Genomic DNA, 13,350 nt, shown 5'->3' on the forward strand with positions numbered 1-13,350 from the left:
AACACTATTTATATTTGTCCGCGCAAAAAAGACCTTAATAGCCGATAGAATCGAATAGCGAAGGTTTACTTGTCCTGCAATATAGATATTTGTAATAAAAAAAAGCAAACGATGCAATTGGATCCTCAAATAGCAATAGACTCGCCTTTTAGATCGATCAAACGTGAAGACTGGAAAAATTTAAACGGGAAAGTATTGCACAATTTCAGTGTCGAAGACCTGGAAAATCTACATGCACTGAATGAACCCTTGACAAATCAGGAAATAGAAGAAGTCTACTTTCCCTTAAGTCATCTACTTGAGATTCATATTGACCGTTTCCAAAGTCTTCACCAGCGTACAAACCGCTTCTTTGGCAAAGAAGTGAGCAAATTGCCTTACATCATCGGTATAGCTGGGTCGGTCGCTGTCGGAAAAAGTACTACAGCCCGGGTTTTGCAGCGCGTCCTTAGTTTACTCCCATCCAAACCAAAGGTCGATTTGGTGACCACAGACGGTTTTCTATACCCGAATCAACAACTTATCGAACGTGGTATTCTAAACCGAAAAGGTTTTCCTGAAAGCTATGATGCCAAAAGATTGATTCATTTCCTTTCAGCCGTGAAATCAGGGGCTCCAAAAATTGCGGTGCCAGTATACAGCCACTTGGTCTATGACGTATTGCCAGACGAACAGCAACAAGTGATTGAACAACCCGACATCCTCATTGTAGAAGGGATAAATGTATTGCAAGTCAACTCCCAACGACCACGAAAGGGACATAGCGTATTCGTTTCCGACTTTTTTGATTATTCAATCTATGTACATGCCAGCGAGAAAAATCTTATTGAATGGTATACCAATCGATTTGAGTCACTACGTGCTACGGCATTTCAAAATCCGGCTTCATTTTTCCATAAATATGCAAATATGACAGCTGATGAAAGCAATACCATGGCTGTAAATATCTGGAACGAAATTAATAAGCCCAATCTACTTAAAAACATTTTGCCGACTAGATATCGTGCGGATCTCATTTTAGAAAAAGGAAGCCACCACTTTGTTAAAAATGTGAAAGTAAGAAAGATTTAACCTACATTTTTGTGAACTGCAGGATTTCATTTAATATGTTGCTTTGGACCTGTTGATGTATTTTGTTACTGGACGAGATTGCACTAACCTCAACTTTATACTTGATATAGTCTTTGGTCATGTCGGCGACCTTAATTGTAAAGCCTTGGGAATGATCTAAATTTGGATTTTTCTGAAATAATGGGCTTAAATACTGTTCCAATTCCGCCACTGTAAAAGAGCGATCAATCGGCAATTCAAACTTTACAACAATTTTATTTGACTTTTGCGAGGTCTTATTAACTAACGTCGCTGTAAACACCAAATTATTGGGAATCATTACAGCATCGTCATCTTCATCCCGCACAACCAGATTGGCCAATGTGATGTCAACAATTTTCCCTTGATATTCACCTATTTTTATGCGATCTCCTACCGAAAATTGATCCGAAAACATAATAATTAAACCGGATATCATATTCGTGATATATTCTCTAAAAATTACAGCAATCGCCATTGCGACAATTGTCATGCTGGTGATAAAATCTTTTGGATTAATACCAACCGCTATCATTAGGCTGACAATAATAAAAAAAACATTGCCTACTGTAGCTACACGCGTAATTCCGAGCACAAAATTACCCCGGACAACCTGCTGTTCATTTCGACTGTTGTATAGTTTTACAAGGATAAAATGACCAATTGAGATCAGGACACTAGCTGTTAGAAAAGTATTTAAGCCGTAAGCCATATTCCGGATGATCTCCCGCTGCATATAAAAGGTTTCAAATTGAACAAATGATGCCGTTAGTGCAATCAGCAGTATAATCCGTACAATAAAAGAAATTGAAATTGGTTTTGTCATTTTTCACACAAGCTTAAGTTGTCTATCTAGTCAAATTTTAATGTTTCCCCATTCACTATTCACGATATTTCATGTAAAACGGCTACAAACAGGCTTGCTAAACTAAACAATTTTACTTTACGTAAAAAGCATTATCAGGAAATAGCTATCTTTGCCTAAAGACATTACATGCTATTAAATGAAGGAATCGAACGTGCAAACTGAACTTAACGTAAGCGGAATGCATTGTGCAAATTGTGCTATTTCAATCCACAAATACCTAGAAAACAACGGCGCTAAGGATATCTACGTCGATTTTGCCTCAGATGAAGTGAAATTTTCGGAAATCCCTCTGGAACAAATACCTGTGCTGGTCAAAGGTATCGAGTCTTTGGGCTACAAAGTTATTGAGGGTAAGGATAAGAAGCCTAGCTTTTGGAAATCTATTGAGTTTAAGTTCCTTTGCTGCCTCATCTTTACCATACCTTTGTGGAGCCACATGTTTACGGACTTACCCATTCTGCATGATCCCTATATCCAACTTGCGCTATGTGTCCCCGTTTATATCATTGGTTTTTCCTATTTTGGAATCAGCGCATTTCGTTCCATCTGGAACAAAATGCCCAATATGGATGTGCTCATCTTTGTTGGATCTACAGCTGCTTTTAGCTATAGCCTCATTGGAACATATTATAATCTAGGGCATGATTACCAGTTCTACGAAACATGTGCAACAATCATAACATTGGTATTTTTGGGGAATGTCCTCGAAAAAAGAGCCGTTACCAAAACCACATCAGCAATCAAAGAGTTGGTTAAATATCAAGATATACCAGCTATTAAAATTGAAGACGACCAAGAAGTAGAGATACTAGCCCGAGAAATTAAATCAGGTGATATTTTAAAGGTAAATTCAGGAAATCAGATACCTGCTGATGGCGATATTTTGGAAGGACAGGCTTGGGTGGACGAATCTATGCTAACCGGAGAAAGTGTACCTATTGAAAAACTCAAATATGATGCAGTGATTGGTGGTACGTTACTAACCGAAGGAAATATCAGAATCGTGGCGACCAAAGTTGGGTCTAAAAGTGTACTGTATCAAATTATTCAATTAATTAAAGATGCCCAAAGTAAAAAGCCGCCTATTCAAAAATTCGGTGATAAAGTAGCTGCTTATTTCGTTCCAATCGTTGTTACAATATCGTTTTTCACTTTTTTTATTACTTACTTTATTGCACAATTACCGCTGCAACAATCCCTCATGAATGCCATAGCTACACTTGTAGTATCTTGCCCATGTGCTATGGGGCTAGCAACACCTACAGCTGTTATGGTTGGTCTGGGAAGAGCTGCAAAAAAAGGAATACTGATCAAAGGCGGAAGCACCATTGAGGAGATGTCCGATCTTAAACAGATGGTATTTGACAAAACGGGCACCTTAACAACTGGCGATTTTAATATCAAAGCGATTCAGACCTTTGGTATTGAACAATCGCAGGTCGAATCGATCATAGCACAATTGGAGAGTTATTCGAGTCATCCGATTGCCAAGTCGATCCGAAAACAACTCAAGGAGATAAAATCTTACCGCATTATCTTTAAGGAAGTCAATGAAATAAAAGGGAAAGGGATATTTGCTACAGACACAAATGGCAATAACTATTCCATTTGTAATGCAAAACTTGGTGAAAAGGATTACTCCAATCGCTATGATCTTGCCTTAACAATCAATGGCGTTGTAATTGCTGGCATTGTATTGGAAGATCAGATTAAGCCTTATGCAAAGGAACTCATCCAATACCTCAAAGATAAAGGGATACGCCCTATTCTTTTGAGTGGGGATCGACAAAGTAAATGTGAACGCACAGCACAAAAGCTTGGTATTGCTGATGTATACTGGGATAAGTCGCCAGAAGAAAAACTAGAGATATTGTTCAAGCTCAAAAAGAATGGCCCTACTGCAATGGTTGGCGACGGCATCAATGACGCTCCGGCATTAGCAGCTGCCGATGTTGGCATCTCGCTTGGTGATTCGACACATATTGCTATTCAATCGGCAAAGGTGGTTTTATTAAACAATGATCTCAAATCCATTGAAAAACTATTAAAGATTGGTCACCATACCCTATTGACAATAAAACAAAATCTATTTTGGGCCTTCGCGTACAATATTGTGGCCATACCGCTTGCCGCTGTTGGCTTTCTCGGACCTATGCTTGCAGCCTTAAGCATGGCCTTTTCAGACTTAATTGTCATAGGTAATTCGATTCGGCTCCGCTTTAAAAAAATCAAATAAAAACGATACTCCATAAGTACCAAGACAATCCATAAAAGATTGTCTTTTTTGTGTATATTAGGGCTTAAATCATTCGCTTTTGAGGTTAAATTTTTGTAACTTCGCATGCGTAGCAAGCCAGTTTAGAGGGCTTGCTTACTAGTTTTATTGAAACCAAATTCATATGGCTGAAGAAACAGAAAACGACAACAATCTTGTTCCGGCAAACGACCGGATTATCCCAATCAACATCGAGGATCAGATGAAGTCTGCCTACATTGACTATTCCATGTCTGTCATTGTATCAAGAGCACTTCCTGATGCCCGTGATGGCATGAAACCAGTACACAGACGTGTTCTTTATGGTATGCTGGACTTAGGGGTTACCAGTGGCAAGCCTTACAAAAAGTCTGCCCGTATCGTCGGTGACGTATTAGGTAAGTATCACCCACATGGTGATTCATCCGTTTATGACACCATGGTTCGTATGGCTCAAGATTGGAGTTTACGCTACCCTTTGGTAGATGGTCAAGGTAACTACGGTTCCATTGATGGCGATCCACCTGCGGCGATGCGTTATACTGAGGCAAGATTAAAGAAAATTGCCGAGGAAATGCTATCCGATATCAACAAAGATACTGTTGATTTCCAAAATAACTTTGACGATTCCTTACAAGAACCAACAGTCCTTCCTACGCGTATTCCAAACCTCCTGGTAAACGGAGCTTCGGGGATCGCTGTGGGTATGGCTACAAATATGGCTCCACATAACCTATCTGAGGTTATTGATGGTACAATCGCTTTTATTGATAATCGTGATATTGAGGTTCCAGAATTGATGCAGCACATCAAGGGTCCAGACTTCCCTACAGGTGCGTTAATCTACGGCTATGCCGGGGTTCAAGATGCTTGTAATACAGGACGTGGCCGTATTGTTATGCGTGCAAAAGCTGAAATAGAAGCAACCAAGTCTGGAAGAGAGCAGATTATTGTTACCGAAATTCCCTATCAGGTGAACAAGGCGAATATGATCGAGCGTACAGCCGAACTGGTTAACGAAAAGAAATTAGAAGGTATCTCTGCCATCCGTGATGAATCTGACCGTACGGGTATGCGTATTGTGTACGACATCAAACGTGATGCAAATGCAAATGTTGTTTTAAACAATTTGTTTAAATATACAGCCCTACAAACTTCATTTTCAGTAAACAACATTGCTTTAGTTAAAGGAAGGCCAATACTGTTGAATCTGAAAGATATGATTCATGAATTTGTGGAGCATAGACATGATGTAATCGTTAGACGTACACGCTATGAACTGGCGGAGGCTGAAAAACGGGCTCATATTCTAGAAGGGTATTTAATTGCCTTAGATCATTTGGATGAAGTCATCAAATTGATTCGTAATTCGGATACACCAGAAGATGCACGCGTTGGATTAATGGAAAAATTTGGCCTGTCCGACCTTCAGGCTCGCGCGATCCTCGATATGACATTACGTCGTCTAACAGGACTGGAACGTGATAAGATTAAAGAGGAATATGCTGAATTGATGAAAACAATTGACTATTTGAAATCGATATTGGAAGACGAAGAGCTTCGTATGAAAATTATCAAAGACGAGTTGATTGAAATCAAGGAAAAATACGGTGACGAACGTAGATCTCAGATTGTACACTCTGCTGAAGATATGCGTATGGAAGATTTTATTGATGATGAAGAAATCGTTATCACAATCTCCCACAATAGTTACGTAAAACGTACACCATTATCCGAATACAAACGCCAGGGCCGCGGAGGTCGAGGATCAATTGGCACAAACACACGCGAAGAAGATTTTACCGAACATATCATCACAGCCTCGGCGCATAATTATATGCTGCTATTTACAGAGGCAGGTCGCTGTTTCTGGCTGCGTGCATTTGAGATTCCTGAAGGAAGCCGTACTTCTAGAGGTCGTGCCCTTCAGAATATCATCAATGTTCCAAAAGAAGAAAAAATCAAGGCCTTCATCCTGGTGAAGAACTTGAAAGACCAAGAATATTTGGAAAACAACTTCATTATTATGTGTACCAAAAAAGGCACGATTAAGAAGACGTCTTTGGAAGCCTATTCTCGTCCAAGAGCAAACGGTATCAATGCCATCAATATTAATGAAGGCGATCAATTAATTGAAGCTTGTTTGACTACAGGAAGCAGTGAAATTGTCATGGCTCTCCGTTCTGGTCGAGCAATTCGTTTCAATGAATCTACGGTTCGTCCAATGGGCAGAACGGCAACAGGTGTACGTGGTATCACCTTGGGAGCTGAAAGTGACGAAGTGATTGGCATGATTAGTGTGAATGATTCGGAAACTACCGTGTTGGTCGTTTCTGAAAAAGGATACGGAAAACGGACAGATATCGAGGATTATCGCGTAACGAATCGTGGTGGTAAAGGTGTGAAAACAATCAACGTCACAGATAAGACAGGCGAACTCGTTGCGATAAAAGGCGTTACAGACAACGAAGATTTAATGATCATCAACAAGTCTGGTATTGTTATCCGTATTGCTGTGGAAGAATTAAGAGTAATGGGACGTGCAACGCAAGGTGTAAGACTCATTAATTTAAAAGATAACGACGAGATCGCTTCTATTACGAAAGTCGATCGTGAAGAAGAATCTGAAGAAGAGTCTGAACTGACCGAAGAGTCAACGGAAAATGGCGATTCGACTTCTGAAGAAAACACGGACTCAAACGAAGAATAAATAGTCTAATGAAAAACTTACTGATATCATTGTTAATATCTGCAAGTAGTTTAACTGTTGTTGCCCAATCCAATCTGAAGGAGGGCAGCAACAGTTTTGCTTTATATACCAAAACTGGCGAGTTTAAAAATCTTGAAAATGCGCGAAAGTTTGCAGACGCTTCCTTCCAATCGAAGAAAGATTCAGCTTCTGTCAACAATAACCTTTTAAGAGCATTGGTATATAGCTCCTTGGCAGTTGCAGATTCAACAAGGAAGCAGCCATATAAAATGGATCCTATCGACGTATCCATCAAATCACTTAAGCTTCTGGATCAAAAAAAAGCACGTCGAAACTTTCCTGCAGAGATGGACTATATTCGTCAAAATCTTGCTGGAGCCATCTCCTATCAGGGAGCTTTGGCTTTAAAAGATGGTAAATTTGACAAAGCTTATAAAGCTTACCTTCGAATAGATTCACTTGGCTTCAAAAATAATGATCTCAAATATAATCTGGCCGTACTCTCTGGCAAGAATAAAGATTATATGAATTCGATCAAATATTATGACGAACTCATTAAAAGTGAACATCCAAAGCCTAATTACTTTCTTGAATTGGCACAGATTTATTCGCTCGGAGGTACTAAACAGGATGTCTTGAACGTTCTTGAAAAAGGACATGCTATATTTCCTGAAAATAAACAGATACTTTTTAGATTAATTGATGTGTATTCGGCCAATAATTCTTATGACGCTATTTTAAATGTCATTGCTGATGCCATTCGTTTAGAACCTGAAAATGTCGAACTGAACTATATTGCGGGCTATTCTTATGAAAATGCCAATGATATAAAACGAGCGAAAGAATATTATAACAATGTATTGCGATTGGATCCGAATAATTATGAATCTAATCTTGCATTAGGGCTAATCAATCTGGAGACTTTATTAAAGGAACCTTCCAACCAAGATATACAAGAGTTAACCATCGAGTATCTGTTGAAGGCAAATGAGATTAAGCCTTATGATGTCAATGCGCTTAAAGCTTTGGCTAAATATTATAAGCTTATTGATGACGCATCACAATTAGACAGAGTGAATTTATTATTGAATCAATTAACAGTTAAATAGATATGAATTTAAAATCTCTATTATTATTAGCAGCAATAGGTACTGTATCTACCTCAGTTTCTTTTGCGCAGACGGGTAATGTTAAAAAGGCGAAATCAGCCCTAGCGAAATTCCAAGAATTGAAAGACGCTGGTACAGTTCAATTGGGTATCTCCAATTTGAAATCGGCAAAAGAAGCTATTGACGCAGCTGTTGTCAATGACAAAACAAAAGATAATGCTGAGGCATGGACAGTATACGCATTGGTAAATGCAAACCTATCAACAATAGATAAGTCTTCTGAATTAGCGAAATTGGCTGAGGACGGAATTGCCAGAGCAAAACAGCTGGATACAGACGGTGCGAATAAAGCGAATATTACTGTTGCGGAACAAATTCTGGGACAATATAATTTCAATTTGGGTGCAGAAGCATATCAAGCACAAAAATATGCTGAGTCTTACAGTTCCTTTACAAAAGCATTGACCTATCTTCCTGGAGATACATTAGTTACTTATTACAGTGGCGTTGCAGCACTATCTAACAAAGATTATAAGAATGCTGTGGAACGTTATAAAGAACTAATTCCAAGAAAAGATTTCTCTTCGCATAAAACGATTATGGTCGATCTACCAAAATTGTACCTCTCTATGCAAGATACGACTTCAGCACTTGAATATGCAAAAAAAGCGGCTGAAGCTTATCCGGATGACAATGCAGCAATGACTCAAAACATCGAATTGAATCTGATTACAGGTCACGAAAAAGAAACAATTGATGCCATTACTGCACAATTAGCAAAAGATCCAAACAATAAAAGCTTAAATTATTACTTAGGTATTGCCCAATCTTCAGCGAAAAATGAGGATGCAGCGGTTGCAGCATACAAAAAAGCATTGGAAATCGATCCTAACTTCTTTGAAGCAAACACAAATTTGGCGATCACGTTGATGAACAAAACACGTGAAAAATTAAATGTTGTTAATAATAACAGAAAATTGACGCAGGCACAATATGATGCAGAATTAAATAAGATTAAAGCAGAATTAAAGCCAGTGCTTCCTTACTTAGAGAAAGCAGTTTCTTTGCAGCCCAAAAATGTAGATGCTTTAACGAATTTAAAGAACTACTATATTTTTATGCAAGACGAAGCTAAAACTGCCGAAATCAATGCTAAGATCAAAGAAGTAGAATAAAAAAATAAACTTTCATAAAAAAGCCCGCATCTTGTTATGCGGGCTTTTTTATGAAAGTCTTTTTTGTGTTAAGCTAAAATGGCAATCAACTCAATCTGAAATATCAACGTACATTCCCCTCCTTTTCGAGGTAACAATTCTTCCTTTCCATAAGCCAGCTTTGGTGGAAGACACACTTCCCAGATTGACCCAACAGGCATCATTGAAATTGCTTCTTGCCAACCGACTATGAGTTCATTGATATAAAAAGTTTCGGGACGCTTCCGCTTATACGAACTATCGAATACGGTTCCGTCTAAAAGCTCACCTTTATAATGACAGATAACCTTCGCAGACTTTTTGGGAATCTGCCCCGCCCCTTTTGTTAATACCTTATAGTGCAAACCCGATGCACATACAACTGCTCCTTCTTGCTGTGCATACTTTTCCAAGAAGACCTTTCCCGCCTCCAGATTCTTTTCCGAAAGCGCTGCTAAACTTAACTTATTTTTCTTTCTCTGAACCAAAACTCAATTGATTAAAATTCAATATTGCTAATTATTTAAGATATCCTCAAAATAACAGCTTTTTCTCCTTTTTACGAAAAAAGACCAAGTTTTTGTTCAATATAGTACCTTTATCAGCTTAGCTTTGCATCTAAGGTTTTCTCGAAACTGAACGCTTTACTCACAGGACAGTTTTCCTTCGCTTTATGCGCTATTGTTTGAAACTCAGCTTCGGTTATCGTTGAGACCTTTCCTTTCAGCTCAAGTTCGGACCGTACAATTGAACCATTTTCGAAAACGATTGTCGATACGGTTGTTAATTCTTCGGGAACAAAACCAGCTTCAGAAAGATAAGCGCTCAATTGCATCGTAAAACATCCGGCATGTGCTGCTGCCAATAATTCCTCAGGATTTGTTCCAACACCATTTTCAAACCGGGTTGAAAATGAATATTGCGTATGATCCAACGCTGTACTGTCTGTAGTCAGACTACCTTTTCCTTCTTTCAGATTGCCATTCCATTGGGCTGTTGCTTTTCTTCTCATGTTTTCTACAATCAATTATTCAATTTAACTTTTCTCATGTCAATTTCTCCTGTCAGGCTTCTAGCCTTTCAGGTATCTTTTATAGAACAAATAGTCGTTCAAAAAGTTGTATGCTATTTCACAAATTAATGTCGCATTCCACGCAAGTAATACGTTAATATTTTATTAAAACTAAACTCATGAATAAACTATTGTATCTTTTTATCATTGTAGCTGCCTTCACATCATGTAAAACTCGCCAAGTTAAGGAGCAGGCCTTAATACAAGACTGCCCGGAAGAAAAAATTGTAAACAAAATACCCGGTCCACCGGTGAAAGGCGAGATAGAAAAAATTTATTACATCTATCAGGGCAAAAGAGTTTCCCCAAAACAATTTGATCAGCAATGGCTCGAAAAGAATTGTGATATTAAAGAGACAGTTGTTTATTGATTTTATTTCTAAAAACAAGCATAAAGACGTAATTTCGCCTAAAATTTTTTATAATGACAATTTCTCTTCGGGAGGTCAGTCAAAAGATTTTAGGCTATGTCTCTTTAACTTTCCTTGGTTATTTCACAATCGGCCTATCGCTTGCTACCCTTCCCATCTTTATTCATCAAACTTTAGGATTTAATACAATTATTGCGGGATTGGTCATTAGCGTTCAGCATATTGCTACATTCCTACTCCGTGGTTATGCAGGAAAAATTGTGGACACCAAGGGTCCCAAGATTTCAGTTTTGCGCAGCATGTTATTTTTTGCATTATCTGGACTCCTTCTACTGCTTGTGTTTCTATTCCGTTCTCAGCCTCTTCTAAGCTTGGGTCTCCTGCTTATTACCCGTTTGTTTACTGGAATTGGAGAGGGGCTTGTGGGTGCGAGCCCTATAAATTGGGCATTAATGGAACTCGGCGATGAACATGCCGCAAAAGCGATTTCTTTCAACGGAATAGCCAGCTATGGTGCATTGGCTATTGGTGCACCCTTAGGTGTTTTGATGGTGAATCATATCAATTACGAAGCTTTGGCTCTACTTACCAGTGCAGTTGGCCTCCTTGGTTATTTTTATTGCCGCACTAAAACACCCTATCAAGTGGCACGTAAAAAGGCTGAAAAAGTGAGTTTTAAACGTGTATTGCTTTTAGTAGCGCCCTTTGGGATTTGCCTTGCTTTAGGAGGTCTAGGCTTTGGCAGTATCTCCACTTTTATGACGCTTTACTATGAACATTTCAATTGGCAAAATGGCGCAGCTTGCTTAACTATATTTGGCGTATTCTTCATTTTAACACGGCTTATTTTCAATAAGGTTATCGACCAATATGGTGGCCTTAAAGTTGCTTTAGTGAGTCTTTTCGTTGAAACATTAGGTCTCACGGTTATTGCTGTGGCTATGGATCCATTGTGGACCCTATTGGGCGCCGCATTAACGGGTTTTGGTTTCTCACTTGTATTTCCAGCGCTCGGTGTCGAAGCCATTAAGCGGGTAGATCAAAGTCAACAAGGCTCTGCTCTGGCTGCTTACGGGCTATTTATTGACATTTCACTAGGAATCACAGGCCCTTTAATTGGCTTTGTGGCCAATAATATGGGTATGACAGCGATATACCCATTTAGTACCATTATGGTCTCCATTGGTTTTGCCGTTGTTGGCAACCTACTCTATCAAAAACGGCGTGAGCTGACACCATAGTCTCCCCTAAACATAAATCATAGCATCAAAGATATACCTACAAAAAGAGCGGTGAATGTTTATACATTCACCGCTCTTTTTGTAGGTATATCCGTTAAAATTAACCTTCAATACTCGGTACTCCAACAACTTCATTGGTATCAGCGTTGTAATCGATACCGTCGAAATTGAAACCGAACAAATTGAAAAACTCGTTACGGTAACCTTCAATATCTGAAATTTCGGCTAAATTTTCAGTTGTTGCTTTCTCCCACAATGCTGCAACTTCAGCCTGAACATCTTCACGCATTTCTAAGTCATCAACACGGATACGACCTTTGTCATCAAGCAATACCTTTCCGTCAGCGGTATAAAGTCGCTCAGCAAACAAACGTTGCATTTGTTCAATTGTACCTTCGTGAATGCCTTTTTCCTTCATGACTTTATACAATAAAGAAATGTATAAAGGAACAACTGGAATAGCTGAACTTGATTGTGTAACCAAGGCTTTATTCACCGATACATAGGATACACCATTAATATCGCTCAAAATCGCGTTTATTGCAGGCACTGTTCCTTCTAAATTATCCTTTGCACGACCAATTGTACCATTACGGTAAATTGGATAAGTAAGTTCAGGACCTATGTAAGAATAGGCAACTGTTTTTGCTCCCTCAGCTAACACACCAGCAGCTTTAAGATCTTCGATCCAAAACTTCCAGTCTTCTCCACCCATAACAGCTACGGTATTCGCAATATCTTCTTCATTTTCAACAGGCTGAATGGTAATGTCTGAAATTACACCCGTATGAAAATCCACCGTTTTATTGGTAAAAGGCTCTTGTATAGGTTTCAAAACAGAAGCATGTGCTACGCCCGTTTTTGGATGCGTACGGCGTGGTGATGCCAAACTATAAACCACTAAATCAACCTGTCCTAGATCCTTTTTAATAAGCTCAATAGTTTGTTTTTTCACTTCGTCCGAAAAAGCATCGCCATTGATACTTTTGGCATATAATCCCGCCTCATGGGCTTCTTTCTCAAAAGCTGCCGAATTGTACCATCCAGCAGTTCCTGGCTTGCCTTCTGCTGCAGGTTTTTCAAAAAATACACCGATTGTAGCAGCTCCAGAACCAAATGCTGCAGAAATCCGAGATGCAATACCAAATCCAGTAGAAGCACCGATTACCAATACTTTCTTTGGACCATTCGCGATCTCACCTTTGGATTTCACGTATTCAATTTGATTTTTAATGTTTTGCGCAGCCCCTTGTGGATGCGAGGTTAAACAAATAAAACCTCTAGTTCTTGGTTGTATAATCATCTTGATTAATTTTCTTACTACTTGTTTTATTGATTAGGCAAAATAAGGAATTTTAAATGAGAAAATCGCGATAAAAATCAATTAGTTTTTGTTTCATTTCCATTTGAACGGACATTTGCTTACTTTCACAAAGTTAAGTA

Annotated in this window: 11 protein-coding genes; 7 read left to right on the forward strand and 4 right to left on the reverse strand. The window is 38.8% G+C overall.

Annotated elements, in window-relative coordinates:
• The first annotated feature begins 111 nt into the window (after positions 1 to 111).
• The gene (gene coaA / locus A9970_RS06335) at positions 112 to 1,071 is read left to right on the forward strand and encodes a type I pantothenate kinase (RefSeq protein WP_153844595.1); all 960 of its coding nucleotides are present in this window, start codon (positions 112 to 114) and stop codon (positions 1,069 to 1,071) included.
• A gap of 1 nt (position 1,072) precedes the next feature.
• On the opposite strand, the gene A9970_RS06340 is transcribed toward coaA, so the two are convergent.
• Positions 1,073 to 1,915: a mechanosensitive ion channel family protein gene (locus A9970_RS06340; protein ID WP_159726563.1), complete on the reverse strand. Its 843-nt coding sequence runs from the start codon at positions 1,913 to 1,915 to the stop codon at positions 1,073 to 1,075.
• Between the two features lie 178 nt (positions 1,916 to 2,093).
• Between A9970_RS06340 and A9970_RS06345 the strand changes: the two genes are divergently transcribed.
• From A9970_RS06345 to A9970_RS06360, 4 genes are all read left to right on the forward strand, one after another.
• Positions 2,094 to 4,193: a cation-translocating P-type ATPase gene (locus A9970_RS06345; RefSeq protein WP_153844597.1), complete on the forward strand. Its 2,100-nt coding sequence runs from the start codon at positions 2,094 to 2,096 to the stop codon at positions 4,191 to 4,193.
• Between the two features lie 163 nt (positions 4,194 to 4,356).
• A complete protein-coding gene (gene gyrA, locus A9970_RS06350; RefSeq protein WP_153844598.1) occupies positions 4,357 to 6,921 on the forward strand; it encodes a DNA gyrase subunit A in 2,565 nt (854 codons plus the stop codon).
• An 8-nt stretch (positions 6,922 to 6,929) separates the two neighbouring features.
• Positions 6,930 to 8,030: a lipopolysaccharide assembly protein LapB gene (locus A9970_RS06355; RefSeq protein WP_153844599.1), complete on the forward strand. Its 1,101-nt coding sequence runs from the start codon at positions 6,930 to 6,932 to the stop codon at positions 8,028 to 8,030.
• Between the two features lie 2 nt (positions 8,031 to 8,032).
• Complete coding sequence (locus tag A9970_RS06360; RefSeq protein ID WP_075992766.1) at positions 8,033 to 9,205, forward strand: lipopolysaccharide assembly protein LapB; 1,173 nt, start codon at positions 8,033 to 8,035, stop codon at positions 9,203 to 9,205.
• Between the two features lie 68 nt (positions 9,206 to 9,273).
• Here the strand turns inward: A9970_RS06360 and A9970_RS06365 are convergent, their stop codons facing one another.
• On the reverse strand, positions 9,274 to 9,711 hold the full coding sequence (locus tag A9970_RS06365) for an FKBP-type peptidyl-prolyl cis-trans isomerase (protein WP_153844600.1): 438 nt from the start codon (positions 9,709 to 9,711) through the stop codon (positions 9,274 to 9,276).
• Positions 9,712 to 9,824: 113 nt separating this feature from the next.
• The gene (locus tag A9970_RS06370; RefSeq protein WP_182981687.1) at positions 9,825 to 10,235 is read right to left on the reverse strand and encodes an OsmC family peroxiredoxin; all 411 of its coding nucleotides are present in this window, start codon (positions 10,233 to 10,235) and stop codon (positions 9,825 to 9,827) included.
• Between the two features lie 179 nt (positions 10,236 to 10,414).
• Between A9970_RS06370 and A9970_RS06375 the strand changes: the two genes are divergently transcribed.
• Positions 10,415 to 10,666 (forward strand): hypothetical protein, encoded by a 252-nt coding sequence (locus A9970_RS06375; protein ID WP_153844602.1) that lies wholly within the window; start codon positions 10,415 to 10,417, stop codon positions 10,664 to 10,666.
• A 53-nt stretch (positions 10,667 to 10,719) separates the two neighbouring features.
• Positions 10,720 to 11,907, forward strand: coding sequence for an MFS transporter (locus A9970_RS06380; RefSeq protein ID WP_182981688.1), 1,188 nt, complete (start codon positions 10,720 to 10,722; stop codon positions 11,905 to 11,907).
• A gap of 100 nt (positions 11,908 to 12,007) precedes the next feature.
• Here A9970_RS06380 and fabV read toward each other — a convergent pair whose 3' ends face one another.
• A complete protein-coding gene (gene fabV, locus A9970_RS06385) occupies positions 12,008 to 13,210 on the reverse strand; it encodes an enoyl-ACP reductase FabV (RefSeq protein ID WP_153844604.1) in 1,203 nt (400 codons plus the stop codon).
• Positions 13,211 to 13,350: the final 140 nt, after the last annotated feature.

The organism is Sphingobacterium sp. UME9 (assembly GCF_014170215.1).
GTDB classification, from domain to species: domain Bacteria; phylum Bacteroidota; class Bacteroidia; order Sphingobacteriales; family Sphingobacteriaceae; genus Sphingobacterium; species Sphingobacterium paramultivorum.